19 protein-coding genes and 1 pseudogene are annotated in these 16,811 nt (G+C 72.8%); 17 read left to right on the top strand and 3 right to left on the bottom strand.

Annotated features, from left to right (window positions below; translation table 11 throughout):
* Together EV562_RS27025 and EV562_RS27020 are read right to left on the bottom strand one after the other, a co-directional pair.
* Positions 1–606 (bottom strand): hypothetical protein, encoded by a 606-nt coding sequence (locus tag EV562_RS27025; RefSeq protein ID WP_133889472.1) that lies wholly within the window; start codon positions 604–606, stop codon positions 1–3.
* 252 nt (positions 607–858) lie between these two features.
* On the bottom strand, positions 859–1,767 hold the full coding sequence (locus tag EV562_RS27020; RefSeq protein ID WP_133889471.1) for an SAM-dependent methyltransferase: 909 nt from the start codon (positions 1,765–1,767) through the stop codon (positions 859–861).
* A gap of 671 nt (positions 1,768–2,438) precedes the next feature.
* Between EV562_RS27020 and EV562_RS27015 the strand changes: the two genes are divergently transcribed.
* The 17 genes and pseudogenes from EV562_RS27015 to EV562_RS26935 all read left to right on the top strand — a co-directional run bounded on the left by EV562_RS27015 (position 2,439) and on the right by EV562_RS26935 (position 15,998).
* Positions 2,439–3,035: a hypothetical protein gene (locus EV562_RS27015; protein ID WP_133889470.1), complete on the top strand. Its 597-nt coding sequence runs from the start codon at positions 2,439–2,441 to the stop codon at positions 3,033–3,035.
* 255 nt (positions 3,036–3,290) lie between these two features.
* Positions 3,291–3,710: a 30S ribosomal protein S16 gene (rpsP, locus tag EV562_RS27010; protein ID WP_007444852.1), complete on the top strand. Its 420-nt coding sequence runs from the start codon at positions 3,291–3,293 to the stop codon at positions 3,708–3,710.
* Positions 3,711–3,712: 2 nt separating this feature from the next.
* Positions 3,713–3,952 carry an RNA-binding protein gene (locus tag EV562_RS27005; protein ID WP_005479813.1) on the top strand — a complete coding sequence of 80 codons (240 nt, stop codon included), beginning with the start codon at positions 3,713–3,715 and terminating at the stop codon, positions 3,950–3,952.
* Between the two features lie 128 nt (positions 3,953–4,080).
* Positions 4,081–4,701 (top strand): ribosome maturation factor RimM, encoded by a 621-nt coding sequence (gene rimM, locus EV562_RS27000; RefSeq protein WP_133889469.1) that lies wholly within the window; start codon positions 4,081–4,083, stop codon positions 4,699–4,701.
* Positions 4,701–5,534, top strand: a complete 834-nt coding sequence (trmD, locus tag EV562_RS26995; RefSeq protein WP_133889468.1) for a tRNA (guanosine(37)-N1)-methyltransferase TrmD — start codon at positions 4,701–4,703, stop codon at positions 5,532–5,534. The genes rimM and trmD overlap by 1 nt, the downstream gene beginning before the upstream one ends.
* Before the next feature lie 136 nt (positions 5,535–5,670).
* Positions 5,671–6,021, top strand: a complete 351-nt coding sequence (gene rplS / locus EV562_RS26990) for a 50S ribosomal protein L19 (RefSeq protein ID WP_016432403.1) — start codon at positions 5,671–5,673, stop codon at positions 6,019–6,021.
* 45 nt (positions 6,022–6,066) lie between these two features.
* Positions 6,067–6,831, top strand: coding sequence for a signal peptidase I (lepB, locus tag EV562_RS26985; protein ID WP_133889467.1), 765 nt, complete (start codon positions 6,067–6,069; stop codon positions 6,829–6,831).
* Positions 6,824–7,903 (top strand): annotated as a pseudogene (gene lepB, locus EV562_RS26980) (signal peptidase I); the annotation flags it as partial. The gene lepB (EV562_RS26985) and the pseudogene lepB (EV562_RS26980), both read left to right, overlap by 8 nt.
* Positions 7,797–8,849, top strand: a complete 1,053-nt coding sequence (lepB, locus tag EV562_RS26975; protein ID WP_243860183.1) for a signal peptidase I — start codon at positions 7,797–7,799, stop codon at positions 8,847–8,849. The pseudogene lepB (EV562_RS26980) and the gene lepB (EV562_RS26975), both read left to right, overlap by 107 nt.
* A gap of 145 nt (positions 8,850–8,994) precedes the next feature.
* Complete coding sequence (gene lepB, locus EV562_RS26970) at positions 8,995–9,771, top strand: signal peptidase I (RefSeq protein ID WP_133889464.1); 777 nt, start codon at positions 8,995–8,997, stop codon at positions 9,769–9,771.
* Positions 9,761–10,285 (top strand): NUDIX hydrolase, encoded by a 525-nt coding sequence (locus tag EV562_RS26965; protein ID WP_166662010.1) that lies wholly within the window; start codon positions 9,761–9,763, stop codon positions 10,283–10,285. Before lepB (EV562_RS26970) ends, EV562_RS26965 begins: the two co-directional genes overlap by 11 nt.
* 56 nt (positions 10,286–10,341) lie before the next feature.
* Positions 10,342–10,650 carry a DUF2469 domain-containing protein gene (locus EV562_RS26960; protein ID WP_005311352.1) on the top strand — a complete coding sequence of 103 codons (309 nt, stop codon included), beginning with the start codon at positions 10,342–10,344 and terminating at the stop codon, positions 10,648–10,650.
* A gap of 170 nt (positions 10,651–10,820) precedes the next feature.
* A complete protein-coding gene (locus EV562_RS26955; RefSeq protein ID WP_133889463.1) occupies positions 10,821–11,183 on the top strand; it encodes a YraN family protein in 363 nt (120 codons plus the stop codon).
* Positions 11,183–12,808: a YifB family Mg chelatase-like AAA ATPase gene (locus EV562_RS26950; RefSeq protein ID WP_133889462.1), complete on the top strand. Its 1,626-nt coding sequence runs from the start codon at positions 11,183–11,185 to the stop codon at positions 12,806–12,808. Before EV562_RS26955 ends, EV562_RS26950 begins: the two co-directional genes overlap by 1 nt.
* 209 nt (positions 12,809–13,017) lie before the next feature.
* Entirely contained in the window at positions 13,018–14,187 is a 1,170-nt protein-coding gene (dprA, locus tag EV562_RS26945) for a DNA-processing protein DprA (protein ID WP_133889605.1), read from the top strand.
* 281 nt (positions 14,188–14,468) lie between these two features.
* Positions 14,469–15,311: an RNA polymerase sigma factor WhiG gene (gene whiG / locus EV562_RS26940; RefSeq protein ID WP_133889461.1), complete on the top strand. Its 843-nt coding sequence runs from the start codon at positions 14,469–14,471 to the stop codon at positions 15,309–15,311.
* 129 nt (positions 15,312–15,440) lie between these two features.
* Positions 15,441–15,998, top strand: a complete 558-nt coding sequence (locus tag EV562_RS26935) for a TetR/AcrR family transcriptional regulator (RefSeq protein WP_133889604.1) — start codon at positions 15,441–15,443, stop codon at positions 15,996–15,998.
* On the opposite strand, the gene EV562_RS26930 is transcribed toward EV562_RS26935, so the two are convergent.
* On the bottom strand, positions 15,952–16,494 hold the full coding sequence (locus tag EV562_RS26930) for a M23 family metallopeptidase (protein ID WP_133889460.1): 543 nt from the start codon (positions 16,492–16,494) through the stop codon (positions 15,952–15,954). The genes EV562_RS26935 and EV562_RS26930 overlap by 47 nt on opposite strands.
* Between the last annotated feature and the right edge of the window lie 317 nt (positions 16,495–16,811).

Raw genomic sequence — 16,811 nt, 5'->3', positions numbered from 1 at the left:
CTACTTCTGCGGGAACGTCCACACGTACGGCTCGCCGTCCTCCTCCGACCAGTGGACCTCGACGCTCGTGGCGTTCGCGGGGATCACGTAGGTCTCGCAGAAGACGTGGCTCTCGCCCTGCTTCCAGCCGTCGACGTCGTACGGGTCCTCGCAGCCCGGCGCGTCCTCGGACGCGCCGATCAGGACGCCGCCGCGCTGCCCGTCGGCGAAGACGGTGGTGGCGTCGTGCACGTCGGAGCCCTCGGTCAGGGCCGGACCGCTCCTGTGGGTGTACTCGACGTACGCGGTGGCCAGCACCTTGCCCTTGGCGTCCGCGGCGTCCGCCACCGCCTTCGCGGCCTCCGCCTCCGTGCCCACCTCGACCTTCTGCGCCACGACGTCGTAGGTCACCTGGCCGGGGTCCTCCGCGACCTTGCCCGTCGCGCTTTCGCCCTGCGCCATGTCGCCTCCCGAGACGGGCGCGGAGGGCGAGGGCGAGGCCGCGGCGGCCGTCCCGCCCTTCGCGTCGGCGTCGGAGTCGTCGTCCCCGCCGCCGCAGGCGGTGAGGGCCAGGGCGAGGACGGCGACGGGCGCGGCGAGGCGCAGGGCGGTCTTGCGGTGCGGCACGAAAGGCTCCTGTATGCAGATGTGTTGGTTCCCCCGAACGGTGGATCAGGTTAGAGGTCCGTGATCCACCAGGGGGAACCGCAGGAACCCCGGACGGGCTCCTTCACATCATTCACACCTGCATCGGCCACAGCGCACCACGAGGCGGTCACGCTTCGCACCGACCCGGTCGGAACCGGTCGTCGCGGGACCCGGACGGTCGGTCGTCACGGACCCGGACGGTCGGTCATCACGGGTCCGGACGGTCGGTCCTCACGGGACCCGGGCGATCAGGTAGCGGAACACGTTCGGCATCCACACGGTGCCGTCCGGCCTCCGGTGCGGGTGCAGCGCCTCCGTCAGCTCCTTGTCGACCTGTACCCGGTCGGTCGCCGCGACCGCCGCGTCGAACAGCCCGGTCGACAGCAGCCCGCGCACCGCGCTGTCCGTGTCGGCGTAGCCGAACGGGCACGCCACCCGTCCCGAGCCGTCCGGCCGGAGACCGGCCCGCTGCGCGACCTCCTCCAGGTCGTCGCGCAGGGCGGGGCGCCAGCTGCCGCGCAGCGGGTCGGAGAGCTTGGTGGCCACCCGCAGCACCGACGTCGTGGCACACCGCTCGGGCGGGCCCCAGCCGGCCAGCACCACGGCCGCTCCCCGCGCGGCGAGCGGTGTCGCCCGGGTGAGCAGGTCACCGAGTCCCTCCGAGTCGCCCGCCAGGCACCCGATGGGCTCGAAGGCGGTCACCAGGGTGAACGCCGGTGCCGTCGGGTCCGCCGCGTCCTCGGGCGGGCCCTCGACGATCCGGGGCTCCTCGCCCGGCCCGCCCGTGGCGCCCGCCCCGGGGTACCGCGGCCCTTCGGACGTCCCCGGCTCGCCGGGCTCCCCGGACGTCCCGGGCAGCAGGCGCCGGCGGGCCAGGGCCAGGAGTTCCGGCGAGCGGGAGTCGACCCCGGTCACCGCGGCGCCGCGCGAGGCGGCCATCAGCAGCGCGAGACCGGAACCGCAGCCCAGGCCCAGCACGCGGGTGCCCTCGCCGACGTTCAGTCGTTGGTGGACGGCCTCGTAGAGCGGTACGAGCATCCGTTCCTGTATCTCGGACCAGTCACGCGCGCGTGCACGCAGGTCCACGTGAGGCGTCGCCCCCGCGTGAGATGTGTGCTGCCGCACGAGCGTAGGTGTCATAGGAAAGCGCCCCAATCGCCGAGTGTTGCCGCCGTGCCCGATTCCATGGCCCCCGTGCAGTGCGCTCGCACTCCCCCCGTATGCCAGGAAACTCCGGGCTCGCCGTGGCGTCCAGTGGTAGCGGGGCCCGGTTTGCCCGGTCCCGGTCACCGTGGCGAGAATTCACTTCCCGGCAACATGGGCCTGGCCGCGTGGTACCCCGAGTAGCCCCGTTCCGCGGCCCCGGCCGGATGGCCGGATCGTGTCGCCGGCCGATGACCGTGGGTGGCCGGGGCGCCGAGGGGGCGGTTCCGGCCAAGGTCGGCCGGCCCGGCGGTGGCCGCCGGGGGCCGGGAAGCGCCGTGGGGCGGGGCGGTGCCGGACGCCTGCGGCGCACCGGGTAACGTCACCTCCGCCGGCGCCCCCGCTCGGAGCGCCTTCCTCCGGCGCGACGGCGGCCGAAACGCCTCTTGCGCCCGCGCGGATCCCACCCGCCCCGGCGCGTGGACGGCGGCTACGCGCCGGCGCGTACGTCGGACTACGCACCAGCTTGGTACGAGCTGCGAGGCTTCTCCGCAGATCAGCGCACCCGCCCTCGTCGGGACGCATCAGCGGCAACTGACTGGTACGTGCAAATTATTTGGGATGCCCCGGAATAGGAACACAGCGGCACCCCGGCTCGTTGTCATTACGTGAGCACGACACCACCTGTTCTCGCCGCAGAGCTGGCGCAGGCGTGGGCCGACATTCAGCGGCACCACACCGAGCTGCCCGATCTTGCCGCGCCCGAGTCCCTGATCGGAGAATCGTCGTCCGCGTGCGGGCACGAACTCTCCTTCGAGCGACTGCTTCACGAGGCAGTCCACGGCATCGCCGCCGCGCGCGGAGTACGCGACACCTCCCGCGCGGGGCGCTATCACAACCGTCGATTCCTGGCGATCGCCGAGGAGCTGGGCCTGGACCACCCCGAGGAGCCGCATCCCAGCAGCGGCTTCTCGCTGGTCACGCTCACCCCCGAGGCGAAGCGCCGCTACCGTCCGACGATCGAACGCCTCCAGCGCGCGCTGAAGGCGCACACCGTCGCCACCGCGACGGACACGGCCCGCAGCTTCCGCGGTCCGGCCGCGCGTCACGGCTCCTCCGGGGGAGGGGTGCGCGTGAAGGCGGTCTGCGACTGCGGACGCAACGTGCGCGTCGTCCCGTCGGTGCTGGCCCAGGCCCCCATCATGTGCGGCGGCTGCGGCAAGCCGTTCCGGATTCCGGAGGTGGTCGGCGCGGGAGTGGGCTGAGCGTCCGGCTGCTCGTGGCAGCCGGAGCCGGCCGGGGCCCGTCGTCCGGGGCCGAGCGGTCCGCCCCCCGGGCGGGCCCGGAGCCCTCGGTCCGGCGGGCCCGCCCGCGTGTGGCACAATGGCTAGCTGTACTCGACAGTCGCACAGGACCCCTCTCTCCTCCGGCTGACGCGTCCATCGGGCACTCGGGTACCGCAACCCCACGCGGCTCTCTCGCCGTGCCCAACCACGTCAAAACCAGGAGAACCCACTCCCGTGGCAGTCAAGATCAAGCTGAAGCGTCTGGGCAAGATCCGTTCGCCTCACTACCGCATCGTCGTCGCCGACTCCCGTACCCGCCGTGACGGCCGGGCCATCGAGGAGATCGGCAAGTACCACCCGACGTACAACCCGTCGGTGATGGAGGTCGACGCCGAGCGTGTCGCGTACTGGCTCGGTGTCGGCGCGCAGCCGACCGAGCCCGTGCTCGCCATCCTGAAGAAGACCGGCGACTGGCAGAAGTTCAAGGGCGAGCCCGCCCCGGCTCCGCTGCTGCAGCCGGCCGAGAAGGCGGCCCGCCCGTCCTTCGAGGCGATCGGTGGCGAGGACGAGGGCAAGGGTGAGGCGATCACCCAGAAGAAGAAGGCCGACAAGAAGGACGAGGCCGCCGCCGAGTCCTCCGCGTCCGAGGCCTGAGCATGCTCGAGGAGGCTCTCGAGCACCTCGTGAAGGGCATCGTCGACAACCCTGACGATGTGCAGGTCGCCTCGCGCGACCTGCGCCGCGGGCGGGTGCTCGAGGTCCGGGTGCACCCCGACGACCTCGGCAAGGTGATCGGCCGCAACGGCCGCACCGCACGCGCCCTGCGCACCGTCGTGGGCGCCATCGGCGGCCGCGGTGTCCGTGTCGACCTCGTCGACGTGGACCACGTCCGCTGACGGCGATCGCAGCACCGGCTCGGGCCGGGGAAGGCCACTGGGCCGTCCCCGGCCCGCAGTCGTTGTGAGCCCCGGAGCCGTACGGCCCCGAGCGGTTCGTCCGCAGTTCCGACAGGAGATCAAGCACAGTGCAGCTGGTAGTCGCGCGCATCGGCCGCGCCCACGGGATCAAGGGCGAGGTGACCGTCGAGGTCCGCACGGACGAGCCGGAGCTGAGGCTCGGGCCCGGTGCCGTACTGGCCACCGACCCCGCCTCCGTCGGGCCGCTCACCATCGAGACCGGCCGGGTGCACAGCGGCCGCCTCCTGCTGCGCTTCGCCGGCGTCCACGACCGCACCGGGGCCGAGGCCCTGCGCAACACCCTCCTGATCGCCGACGTGGACCCGGACGAGCGGCCCGAGGACGACGACGAGTACTACGACCACCAGCTGATCGACCTCGACGTGGTGACCGCCGACGGCACCGAGGTCGGCCGGATCACCGAGATCTCCCACCTGCCCACGCAGGACCTGTTCGTCGTGGAGCGTCCCGACGGCAGCGAGGTCTACGTGCCGTTCGTCTCCGAGATCGTCAGCGAGATCGACCTGGACGAGCAGCGCGCGGTCATCGACCCGCCGCCCGGCCTGATCGACGACCGCGCGGAGATCGCCTCCGCCCGCGACGCCGCCGGTGACGAGGCGGACGGCGACGCGGCGGACGGCGAGGGGAACGACCACGAGAGGGACGGCGACGAGAGGGACGGCGCGTAATGCGGCTCGACGTCGTCACGATCTTCCCCGAGTACCTGGAACCGCTGAACGTCTCCCTGGTCGGCAAGGCACGCGCGCGCGGACAGCTCGGCGTCCACGTGCACGACCTGCGCGACTGGACGTACGACCGCCACAACACGGTCGACGACACCCCCTACGGCGGCGGCCCCGGCATGGTCATGAAGACCGAGCCCTGGGGCGACGCCCTGGACTCCGTCCTGGCCGACGGCTACGAGCGCGGCTCCGGCGAGCCCGCCCTCGTCGTGCCCACGCCCAGCGGCCGGCCCTTCACCCAGGAACTCGCCGTCCAGCTCTCCGAGCGGCCCTGGCTGATCTTCACCCCCGCCCGCTACGAGGGCATCGACCGCCGCGTCGTCGACGAGTACGCGACCCGGATGCCGGTGTACGAGGTGTCCATCGGCGACTACGTCCTGGCCGGCGGCGAGGCGGCCGTCCTCGTCGTCACCGAGGCCGTGGCCCGGCTGCTGCCCGGCGTGCTCGGCAACGCCGAGTCCCACCGCGACGACTCCTTCGCCCCCGGCGCCATGGCCAACCTGCTGGAGGGCCCCGTCCACACCAAGCCGCCGCAGTGGCGCGGGCGTGGCATCCCGGACGTGCTGCTCAGCGGCCACCACGGCAGGATCGCCCGCTGGCGCCGCGACGAGGCCCTGCGGCGCACCACGGCCAACCGGCCCGACCTGATCGAACGGTGCGAGCCCGCCGCCTTCGACAAGAAGGACCGCGAGATGCTCTCCATCCTGGGCTGGCAGCCCGACCCGGACGGGGAACCGTACGGCCGATTTTGGCGCAGGACCCCGGGCATGGAAGAATAGGCGGCTGTTGTGCGTCCGTCCGGAGCGCGCCCCTGCCACAGGGGGAGACGACGCCCGTCCCGACCCGCACGACCCTGATTCCGAAACACCTAGTTTCCGCTGATGACCTGTGGCATCAGCGAGGAAAGCAGACGAAATGTCTCACCTGCTCGACTCCGTCGACGCCGCGTCGCTGCGCAGCGACGTCCCGGCCTTCCGCCCCGGCGACACCGTCAACGTCCACGTGCGCGTCATCGAGGGCAACCGCTCTCGTGTGCAGCAGTTCAAGGGCGTCGTCATCCGCCGTCAGGGCGCCGGCGTGCGCGAGACCTTCACGGTCCGCAAGGTCTCCTTCTCCGTCGGCGTCGAGCGCACCTTCCCGGTGCACACCCCGATCGTGGAGAAGATCGAGCTCGTCACCCGCGGTGACGTCCGCCGCGCCAAGCTGTACTACCTGCGCGAGCTGCGCGGCAAGGCCGCGAAGATCAAGGAGAAGCGCGAGAGCTGAGCGCCCTCCGAGGTCCGTGCCGGGGCCGGATAGCATCTGGCCCCGATGGACACCGAAGCACAGCACACGGAGCGCGACCGCTCCTCCCGTACCTCCGACTCCGAGCACCCCTCGGACGCGGAGGGCCCGGAGGGACGGTCGCGTTCCGCGTTCACCGGGGGGATCTCGCGCTGGGTGCCGGGCGGCCGGATCACCGTGACCCTGCTGGTCCTGATGCTGTTCCTGCTCCTGCTCAGCACCTTCGTGCTGCAGCCGTTCCAGATCCCCAGCGGATCGATGGAGCGGGGATTGAGGATCGGCGACCGCGTTCTCGTAAACAAGTTGGCGTACCGTTTCGACGGTCGGCCGCGACGCGGGGACATCGTCGTCTTCGACGGCACCGGGCTCTTCGGGGACGGCGACTACATCAAACGCGTCGTCGGTGTGGGCGGGGACCACGTCGTCTGCTGCGACAAGGAGGGGAGGGTCCGGGTGAACGGCCAGTCGGTCGACGAGTCGGCCTTCCTCCACCCCGGCGACCGCCCGTCCACGGTCCCCTTCGACGTCGTCGTCCCCGACGGCACCCTCTTCGTCCTCGGCGACCACCGCGCCGACTCCAGCGACTCCCGCGACCACCTGGGCTCCCCGGGCGGCGGGATGGTCCCGCTGGACGCCGTGATCGGCCGCGCCGACTGGATCGTCTGGCCGGTCGGACACGCCACCCGCATCGACCGCCCCGACGCCTACGCGCGCGTGCCGGACGCGGAGGCCGACGCCGGCGCGTCCGGCGCCGGGACCGGGGCGGCGCACGCCGGGGACGCCGATGGGTAGCCGGGGCAAGCCGAGGGGAGCGGCCGGCAGCCCCACGGAGAACCTCCTGCCCACCGGTTCGAGGCGCACCGCCGCGCCGTCCGGCGGCCGCTCGCGCGCCGAGCGCCGCAAGCTCCAGCGCAAGGTCAAACGGCGGCGCAGACGCGGCGCCGTCAAGGAGATCCCGCTCCTCATCGGCGTCGCCGTCCTGATAGCGCTGGTGCTCAAGACCTTCCTCGTCCAGGCCTTCGTGATCCCGTCCGGCTCCATGGAGCAGACCATCCGGATCGGAGACCGGGTCCTGGTGGACAAGCTCACCCCGTGGTTCGGCTCCGAGCCGGAACGCGGGGACGTCGTCGTCTTCCGCGACCCCGGCGGCTGGCTGGCGGGCGAGCAGACCACCAAGAAGGACGACCCCGTCGGCGTCAAGCAGGTCAAGGAGGGCCTCGCCTTCATCGGGCTGCTGCCGTCCGACGACGAGAAGGACCTCATCAAGCGCGTCGTCGGCGTGGGCGGGGACCACGTCAAGTGCTGCGACACACAGGGCCGCGTCACGGTCAACGGCGTTCCCCTGAACGAGGACTACCTGTACCCGGGGGACAGCCCCTCCCGGACCCCGTTCGACGTCACCGTCCCCGAGGGACGGCTGTGGGTGATGGGCGACCACCGGTCCAACTCCGCCGACTCCCGCTTCCACCAGGACACCGACTTCGGCACCGTCTCCGAGGACGAGGTGGTGGGCCGGGCCATGGTGATCGCGTGGCCGTTCGGTCACTGGACCACCCTGGACGAGCCGAAAACCTACGCGACCGTGTCCGACGCGGCTCCCGGTGCGACCGCCGCTCCCGACGTGTCGCATAGGGTTGCCCCCTACGATCCGAACGCGATGATGGAACTCCCGACCCCTGCGGAACTCCCGCTCGTTATGGGAGTGGTGGGCCTGCGCCGTTTCCGGGGCGGGCGGCGGCAGAGAGTAAGGAGTTGGCGTGGGGGATGTGGCGGTTGGCGCACGGTCCGGACACGACGGCGAGGAGAACCGCGGACGCCCCGTGGAGACGGCCGGCCCGGCCCGGGCCGACGCCCCGGACTCCGGGTACGGCTCCGGAACCGAGGACGGCAGGGTGACGAACGGACAGAGCGGCGGGAACGCGCACAACGGCGGGACCGAGGACGAGGGAGTCGGCGGGACACCGCCCGCGACACCTCCCGCGGAGAAGAAGCAGCGTTCCTTCTGGAAGGAACTGCCGATCCTGATCGGCATCGCGCTGGTGCTCGCCCTGCTGATCAAGACGTTCCTGGTGCAGGCGTTCTCCATCCCGTCGTCCTCGATGGAGAACACCCTTCAGATCGGTGACCGGGTCCTGGTCGACAAGCTGACCCCCTGGTTCGGCTCGGAGCCCGAGCGCGGCGAGGTCGTCGTCTTCCACGACCCGGACGACTGGCTGGCGGGCGAGCCGACGGCCGACCCGAACGCCCTGCAGACGGTCCTCAGCTGGATCGGCCTGATGCCGTCCGCGGACGAGAAGGACCTGATCAAGCGGGTCATCGGTGTCGCGGGTGACACGGTCGAGTGCAACAAGACCGGCCCGCTCAAGGTCAACGGCAAGGCGCTGAACGAGCCGTACGTCTACCCGGGCAACACGCCGTGCTCGGACGACGACCAGGGCGGACGGTTCAAGATCACGGTGCCCGAGGGCAAAATCTGGGTCATGGGCGACCACCGGCAGAACTCCCGGGACTCGCGCTACAACCAGGCCGACAAGAACGGCGGCATGGTCCCGGTGGACGAGGTCGTCGGCCGCGCCATCGTGGTCGCCTGGCCGATGAACCGCTGGAGCACCCTGTCGATCCCCGACACCTTCGACCAGGACGGCCTGCAGGCCCGGTCCTCGGCCGCCGCCGCACTGTCGGTCGCCCCCCAGGGCATGGCCGTCGCCGGCGTGGTCCCTGTCGTGTGGTGGCGCCGTCGTCGCACGGCGTCTGCCGCGTCCGCCGCGTCTGCCGCTTCGGACGCCTCCACGCGGACCGAGACCCGCTGAGCATCCCGACGTCCTGAGCATCCCGGTCGCGGCTCCTCGGCCGTTTCCTCGGCCGCTTCCCGACGGGGCAGCCCCCTCCCGGCCGTTCTCCGGCCTCCGGGAGGGGGCTGCCCCGTCGGCGTACCGCCGGGTAAGGTGCGGCTCCATGGGTGGCGAGAGCACGACACGTACGGTCCCGCGCGGCGGTGGAGCGAACAAGAGCACGGGGGGCGGCCGGACCGGGCAACGGCTGTCCGGCATCGCCGTGGCGCTGGGCCTGGTGCTGTTCCTCGGCGGTTTCGCCTGGGGAGCGGTGGTCTACCGGCCCTACACCGTGCCGACCAGCTCGATGACGCCGACGATCGACGCCGGTGACCGGGTCCTGGCCGAGCGCATCGACGGCGCCGACGTCCGCCGGGGCGACGTCGTGGTGTTCAAGGACGCCACCTGGGCCAACGCCCCGATGGTCAAGCGGGTCGTCGCCGTCGGCGGGGACACCGTCTCCTGCTGCCAGCAGGGCAAGTTGAAGGTCAACGGCAAGGTGATCGACGAGCCGTACCTGCCCGCCGGGACGCCGGCCGAGATCAGCGACTTCCAGACCGTGACCGTCCCCGAGGGACGCCTGTTCCTGCTCGGCGACGAGCGCGACAACTCCGTCGACTCCACCGCCCACCTGACCGACGCGGCCGGCGGCACCGTGTCGCGCGGTGCGGTGAACGCCCGCGTCGACGCCGTGGCCTGGCCGATGAACGGCATGCTGGAGCGGCCGACCGGCTTCGAGACCCTGGGCGGCCTCTCGTCGCCGGGACCGCTGCGGACGGTCATCGCGCTGGTGATCGCCGGTGCCGTGCTGATCCTGGGCGGTGCCGCCTACGGCCCCCTCGCCAAGCGGACCGGGGCCTCCCGCGCGCGGCGGGGAGCGGGGCCGGCCGGTGGCCGATGAGGTGACCCCGGCGGGAGAGGACACCTTCGAGGGCGGAGTGCGCCGGGTCGCCCGGGTCGTGCTGCTCGACCCCGAGGACCGCATCCTGCTGCTGCACGGGCACGAGCCCGACGATCCGGCCGACGACTGGTGGTTCACCCCCGGCGGAGGCGTGGAGGGCGACGAGACCCGGGAGGAGGCCGCCCGGCGCGAGCTGCTGGAGGAGACCGGCATCACCGAGGTCGAGCTGGGCCCGGTGCTGTGGCGGCGCAGGTGCTCCTTCCCCTTCGCGGGCCGCCGCTGGAACCAGGACGAGTGGTACTACCTGGCCCGCACGAGCCAGACCGCCACCGAGGCCGCCGGCCTGACCGAACTGGAGCGGCGCAGCGTCGCCGGAGCGCGCTGGTGGACGTGTCAGGAACTGGCCCGGGCCCGTGAGACGGTGTATCCGACCAGACTCGCCGGGCTGCTGCGCACGCTGCTCGACGAAGGTCCCCCGGCCGGGCCGGTGACCTTGGACACCGAAATCGTCTAGGGGTGCACGGGACTGGCGCACAATGGGGAGACCGTACGGCTGAAGGGGAACATGCCATGAGCGCCGAGGACCTCGAGAAGTACGAGACCGAGATGGAGCTGAAGCTCTACCGGGAGTACCGCGATGTCGTCGGTCTGTTCAAATACGTGATCGAGACCGAGCGGCGCTTCTACCTCACCAACGACTACGAGATGCAGGTGCACTCGGTCCAGGGCGAGGTGTTCTTCGAGGTCTCCATGGCTGACGCCTGGGTGTGGGACATGTACCGGCCGGCCCGGTTCGTCAAGCAGGTGAGGGTGTTGACGTTCAAGGACGTGAACATCGAGGAGCTGAACAAGAGCGACCTGGAGCTTCCCGGCAGCTGAGCGACGCACCCCACCCGCGGCTTGCCCGGTGCCTTCCTGGCCGATCGGCCAGGAAGGCACCGCTTTTCACCCGTGCGGGTGGCGGGGTTGTCCACAGTCCCGCGGCCGTCCACCAAGATCCAACAGCTTGCTGAACCGCCCTCATCGTTGGCGCCGGAGGTGGTGCCGACATGAACGCACGAGGTGCGATGGGCAGGTACGGCGAGACGCTCGCCGCCCGCCGGCTGACCGGGGCCGGAATGACCGTCCTGGAGCGCAACTGGCGCTGTGGCAGGACCGGTGAGATCGACATCGTGGCCCGGGACGGGGACGTCCTGGTCGTCTGCGAGGTCAAGACGCGCAGGAGCGGCTCCTTCGAGCACCCGATGGCCGCCGTGACCCCCGAGAAGGCGGAGCGGCTGCGGCGGCTCGCCGAGCGCTGGATCCAGACCCACGGGGGAGCCCCGCCCGGCGGTGTCCGCATCGACCTGGTCGGCGTGCTCCTCCCGCAGCGCGGCGCCCCCGTGGTCGAGCACGCCCGGGGGGTGGCGTGATGGGGTTCGCGCGTACGTGCTCGGTGGCCCTCGTCGGCGTCGAGGGCGTGGTGGTCGAGGTCCAGGCCGACCTGGAACCGGGCGTGGCCGCCTTCACGCTGGTGGGGCTGCCGGACAAGAGCCTGACGGAGAGCCGGGACCGGGTACGGGCGGCCGTGGTGAACTCGGGCGCGGAGTGGCCCCAGAAGAAGTTGACGGTGGGACTCAGCCCGGCGTCGGTGCCCAAGAGCGGCAGCGGCTTCGACCTCGCCGTCGCCGCCGGCGTCCTGGGCGCAGCGGAGCGGATCGACCCGCGGGTGCTCGCCGACATCGTCATGATCGGTGAGCTGGGGCTGGACGGCCGGGTGCGGCCCGTGCGCGGCATCCTGCCGGCCGTCCTGGCCGCGGCCGAGGCCGGCTACGAACAGGTGGTCGTACCGGAGTGCGCCGCGGCCGAGGCGTCCCTGGTGCCGGGCGTGTCCGTGCTCGGCGTGCGCAGCCTGCGCCAGCTGATCGCCGTCCTCGCCGACGAACCCGTGCCGGAGGAGGAGCAGGACCCGCCGGGCCGCCCGGATCCGCTCCTGGCCGGCCTGCGCATGCCCGGCACCGGCGCGGCCACCGGCATGCACAGCATCGGGGCGGCGCAGCACGACCACGGCCACGACCTCGCCGACGTCGTTGGCCAGGAGTCGGCGCGCACCGCGGTGGAGGTGGCCGCCGCGGGAGGCCACCACCTGTTCCTGGAGGGGCCGCCGGGTGCCGGCAAGACGATGCTCGCCGAGCGGCTGCCCGCCATCCTGCCCCGGCTCTGCCGGACGGAGTCCCTGGAGGTCACCGCCGTGCACTCGGTGGCGGGACTGCTGCCGCCGGGCAAGCCCCTGATCGACGCGGCCCCCTACTGCGCTCCCCACCACTCCGCCACGATGCAGGCCCTCGTCGGGGGCGGTCCCGGCGTCGCTCGGCCGGGAGCCGTGTCGCTGGCACACCGAGGCGTGCTGTTCCTGGACGAGACTCCGGAGTTCAGCGGCCACGCCCTGGACGCCCTGCGTCAGCCGCTGGAGGCGGGGCACGTCGTCATCGCGCGCAGTGCGGGGGTGGTGCGCTTCCCGGCGCGGTTCCTGATGGTGCTGGCCGCCAATCCCTGCCCGTGCGGGCGGTTCTCCCGGACGGACGAGCTGTGCGACTGTTCGCCCGCATCCGTCCGCCGCTACCAGGCCAGGCTCTCCGGGCCGCTGCTCGACCGGGTCGACCTGAGGGTGGAGGTGGACCGGGTCACGCGCGGCCAACTGGCGGGCGACGGCCCCCGGGGCGACGCCACCGCGACGGTCGCCGACCGGGTGCGCGCGGCCAGGGAGCGGGCCGCCGCCCGCCTCGCGGGTACCCCGTGGCGGTCGAACAGCGAGGTGCCCGGCCGGGAGCTGCGCAGTCGCTGGCGCGCGGCTCCCGGCGCGATGGAGGAGGCGGAGCGCAGTCTGGAACGCGGCGTGCTCACCGCCCGCGGGCTGGACCGGGTGCTGCGCGTCGCCTGGACCGTCGCGGACCTCGTCGGCCGGGACCGTCCCGACGCGCGGGACGTCGCCCTCGCCCTGCAGCTGCGCACCGGGGTGCCGCGGGGCGTCCCGATGGCCCTGGGAGCGCTGACGTGAGCGGGGACCGTGTGCCGGCGGGGGACGGCGCCCTGTTCGGCGACGACGCCGTGGCCCTCGGCGCTGAGGCGGCCGAAGACGGCACGGACGGGCTCCGTGACGGTGCCGCTGCCCGTGACGTCCGTGACATCCGTGACATCCGTGACGTCCGTGATGCCCGTGATGCCCGTGATACCGACGAGCAGGGCGTCCGGGGCTCCTGCTCGGGTGTGAGCGGCGCCCACGGCGGCGGACCGGCCGACGGCGAGTCGCTCGGCCGGGTCTTCCTCGCCCGGGTGACCGAGCCCGGTGACGAGACGGTCGGGCGGTGGGTGCGGGAGCACGGTGTCCTGGAAGTGGCGCGGCGGCTGCGCGAGGGCGGGCGCGCCCTGCCGGGGATCAGCGCGAAGCGGTGGGCGGGCCTGTGTGCCCGGGCGAGCACGGCCGACCCGGGACGGGACCTGGCCGTCGCGCGGTCCGCGGGCGCGCGGTTCGTGACGCCGGGGACCGTCGAGTGGCCGGGACAGCTCGACGACCTCGGTGACGCCCGGCCGCTCGGACTGTGGGTGCGGGGCGGACCCAGTCTGCGGATGTGGGCGCTGCGGTCGGTCGCCGTCGTCGGCGCCCGCGCCTGCACCGAGTACGGCGCCCACATGGCCGCCACCCTCGCCGCCGGCCTGGCCGAGCGGGGGTGGGTCGTCGTGTCCGGCGGCGCCTACGGCGTGGACGGCGCCGCCCACCGCGGCGCCCTCGGCGCGGACGGGGCCACCGCGGCGGTCCTCGCCTGCGGGGTCGACCGCCCCTACCCGCCCGGGCACACCGCCCTGATCACCAGGATCGCCGAACAGGGCCTGGTCGTCGGGGAGCTGCCACCGGGCGACCACCCGACGCCCAGCAGATTCATCCTGCGCAACCGGGTCATCGCCGCGCTCACCCGGGGCACCGTGGTCGTCGAGGCCGCCTACCGCAGCGGTTCGCTGGTGACCGCCCGGGCCGCCCGGCGTCTGGGCCGGCACGTGATGGGCGTACCGGGGCCGGCGACCAGCGCGCTCTCCGCGGGCGTGCACGAACTGCTGCGCGCCGACGCGGTCCTCGTCGGCGACGCCGCGGAGGTGGTCGAGCTGGTCGGGGACATGGGCGAGCTGCCTCCGGAGCGGCGCGGGCCCGTCCTGCCCACCGACCTCCTGGAGCCCAGGACCCGCCACGTGCTGGCCGGGCTCCCCGGGCGGGGGACGGCGACGGCGGCCCAGGTGGCGAGCCGCGCGCAGACCACCGAGGACGACGCGATCGCGAGGCTGTACGAGCTTCGCGCACTTGGTTACGTCGAACGACACGGCGACGGCTGGAAGTTGACACGCCAGGCGATGATCTCGGTTCGCGGTGGTCGCAGCCCGTGCTGACGCACCGTGTTCGGCCGTCCGGGGGATCCCCGACGCCCGTGGGGATTCGGGTAGTTGAGGTATTCGAGTGATCACTCAGAGCGATCATCATCTCCCCTGCGGAGCGTTCAGCGGAACGTATCTGCGTAGGGTCACCACCCTCTCCTTCGCACACCGCGACGGCTCAGTCACGCTACGCTCACGGAGCCCCACGCGGACGGCCGACCACGGGGCGACGACCAGAGAGCAGACCGGCGGCCTCAGACAGACCACGACACGGCAGAAACGGCACTAGGCGACGAATGCCCCAGCACACCTCCGGGTCCGACCGGGCGGCGATCCCCCCAGCCGCCCGCGACGGTGGCAGCGTGCGACCGTCCGCCCCCTCGACACTCGACGAGCTGTGGCGGTCGTACAAGGCGACCGGCGACGAGCGGCTGCGGGAACAGCTGATCCTGCACTACTCGCCCCTCGTGAAGTACGTGGCGGGCCGGGTCAGCGTGGGACTGCCGTCCAATGTCGAGCAGGCCGACTTCGTCTCCTCCGGAGTGTTCGGCCTGATCGACGCCATCGAGAAGTTCGACGTCGACCGCGAGATCAAGTTCGAGACGTACGCGATCACCCGGATCCGCGGCGCGATGATCGACGAACTGCGCGCCCTGGACTGGATCCCGCGGTCGGTGCGCCAGAAGGCGCGCAACGTCGAGCGCGCGTACGCGACGCTGGAGGCACGGCTGCGCCGCACCCCGTCGGAGAGCGAGGTGGCCGCGGAGATGGGGATCGCGGTGGAGGACCTCCACGCGGTTTTCAGCCAGCTGTCCCTGGCCAACGTGGTGGCCCTGGAGGAGCTGCTGCACGCGGGCAGCGAGGGCGGCGACCGGCTGAGTTTGATGGACACGCTGGAGGACACCGCCGCCGACAACCCGGTGGAGGTCGCCGAGGGCCGGGAGCTGCGCCGGCTGCTGGCCCGGGCGATCAACACACTGCCGGAACGCGAGAAGACCGTCGTCACGCTGTACTACTACGAGGGCCTCACGCTCGCCGAGATCGGCAACGTACTGGGTGTGACCGAGAGCAGGGTCAGCCAGATCCACACCAAGTCCGTGCTGCAACTGCGCGCCAAGCTGGCCGGTTTCGGCCGCTGACCCGGTCACCCGAAGGCGGATCGGCGCCGCCGGTGACCCGGCCGGGCGGTCGTGCGGCCGGGTGAGTGACTCCCGTACCGGGTGCCGCGTCCGTAAAGTGGTGACGTGCCAAGGATTCGAGCGGCCTCTGTGGCCGAGCACCGGTCGATGCAGCGTGCCGCCCTGCTGGACGCGGCACGATCCCTGCTGTCCGACGGCGGGACGGAGGCGCTGACCTTCCCCGCCCTCGCCGAGCGGACGGGTCTCGCCCGGTCGTCCGTCTACGAGTACTTCCGGTCGCGGGCGGCCGTGGTCGAGGAGCTGTGCGCCGTCGACTTCCCCGTCTGGGCGGCGGAGGTCGAGGCGGCGATGGAGCGCGAGACGGCTCCCGAGGCCAAGGTCGAGGCGTATGTGCGCAGCCAGCTCGACCTGGTCGGGGACCGGCGGCACCGGGCCGTCGTGGCCATCTCCGCGAGCGAGCTGGACGCCGGCGCGCGGGAGAAGATCCGGGCGGCGCACGGTGGGCTGGTCGCGATGATCGTCGAGGCGCTGGGAGAGATGGGGCACGAGCAGCCGCGGCTGGCGGCGATGCTCCTCCAGGGCGTCGTGGACGCGGCCGTGCGCCGGATCGAGCTGGGCGCGGCGGAGGAACCCGAGGCGATCACGCGGGCGGCGGTCTCCATGGCGCTGCGGGGAGTGCGGGGCTGACCTCGGTGCGGCCGGGCAGCGGCACCCCGAGGACCGGCAGCAGCCTCGACGGGCCCGTGTCCAGCAGCCACGGCGGGAGCAGGGACAGCGGATCGAGATAGACCTCGCCCCGCAGCAGGCCCCAGTGCAGACATGCCGGGCAGTGCGAGCCAGCCGGCCGCACCGTGCCGAGCACGTCGCCGGCCGCGACCCGGTCGCCCTTCTCCACCGTCGGCCCGACGGATGCGTACGTCGTGCGCAGGGGCGGCTCACCCGTCCCCGCCAGCTCCAGCGAGACCACGCCCCGGCCCCCCACCGGCCCCGCGAACGACACCCGCCCCGCGGCCACCGCCCGCACCGGAGTCCCGCCCGCCGCGGCGAGGTCCACGCCGCGGTGGCCCGGTCCGTACGGCGTCGCCGGGGGCTCCCAGCCCCGGACGACCGCGGGCCGGTCGCCGACCGGCCAGTAGCGGGCCAGATCCGGCACCACAGGGTCCGGCGCCACAGGGTCCGGCATCGCCTCCGGCAGCAGCCTCCGTGCACCCTCGGGAGCCGTTCGCGCCGCCTCCGGCCCCGGTGCCGCCGACCCGGCCGGCCCCCTCCGCCCCGCCTCCGCGGCCACTGCCGGCGCCGGGTGCGGTGGCCCCCCGGTCAGCAGCGTCAGACCGGCCAGCAGCATCACCGGCCACCTGCGCGCACTCGTCCATCGCGTCGTTCGCATACGAGCACCGTGCCGCGCCGGAGCCCGTCGCCGCGCCGCCCTGTGGACCGCGCTCCGGTTGTGGACAGCCGCGTCACCCGGTACCCCGCGGGTCCCGTACACTTCTGGTGGCG

It is taken from the genome of Streptomyces sp. BK208 (genome assembly GCF_004364245.1).
Taxonomy (GTDB): Bacteria; Actinomycetota; Actinomycetes; order Streptomycetales; family Streptomycetaceae; genus Streptomyces.
The sequence above is the reverse complement of the archived record's forward strand: the minus strand, read 5'-3'. Positions and strand labels throughout refer to the sequence as shown.

What these genes read in the sequence shown, in the direction of transcription:
- EV562_RS27005 (WP_005479813.1), top strand. Translation starts at nt 3,713, where the DNA reads ATGCTCGAGGAGGCTCTCGAGCACCTCGTGAAGGGCATCGTCGACAAC.
- lepB (WP_133889467.1), top strand. Translation starts at nt 6,067, where the DNA reads ATGGACACCGAAGCACAGCACACGGAGCGCGACCGCTCCTCCCGTACC.
- EV562_RS26955 (WP_133889463.1), top strand. Translation starts at nt 10,821, where the DNA reads ATGAACGCACGAGGTGCGATGGGCAGGTACGGCGAGACGCTCGCCGCC.
- whiG (WP_133889461.1), top strand. Translation starts at nt 14,469, where the DNA reads ATGCCCCAGCACACCTCCGGGTCCGACCGGGCGGCGATCCCCCCAGCC.
- lepB (WP_133889464.1), top strand. Translation starts at nt 8,995, where the DNA reads ATGGGTGGCGAGAGCACGACACGTACGGTCCCGCGCGGCGGTGGAGCG.
- trmD (WP_133889468.1), top strand. Translation starts at nt 4,701, where the DNA reads ATGCGGCTCGACGTCGTCACGATCTTCCCCGAGTACCTGGAACCGCTG.
- EV562_RS26930 (WP_133889460.1), bottom strand. Translation starts at nt 16,494, where the DNA reads ATGCCGGACCCTGTGGCGCCGGACCCTGTGGTGCCGGATCTGGCCCGC.
- rplS (WP_016432403.1), top strand. Translation starts at nt 5,671, where the DNA reads ATGTCTCACCTGCTCGACTCCGTCGACGCCGCGTCGCTGCGCAGCGAC.
- EV562_RS26960 (WP_005311352.1), top strand. Translation starts at nt 10,342, where the DNA reads ATGAGCGCCGAGGACCTCGAGAAGTACGAGACCGAGATGGAGCTGAAG.
- EV562_RS26950 (WP_133889462.1), top strand. Translation starts at nt 11,183, where the DNA reads ATGGGGTTCGCGCGTACGTGCTCGGTGGCCCTCGTCGGCGTCGAGGGC.
- EV562_RS27020 (WP_133889471.1), bottom strand. Translation starts at nt 1,767, where the DNA reads ATGACACCTACGCTCGTGCGGCAGCACACATCTCACGCGGGGGCGACG.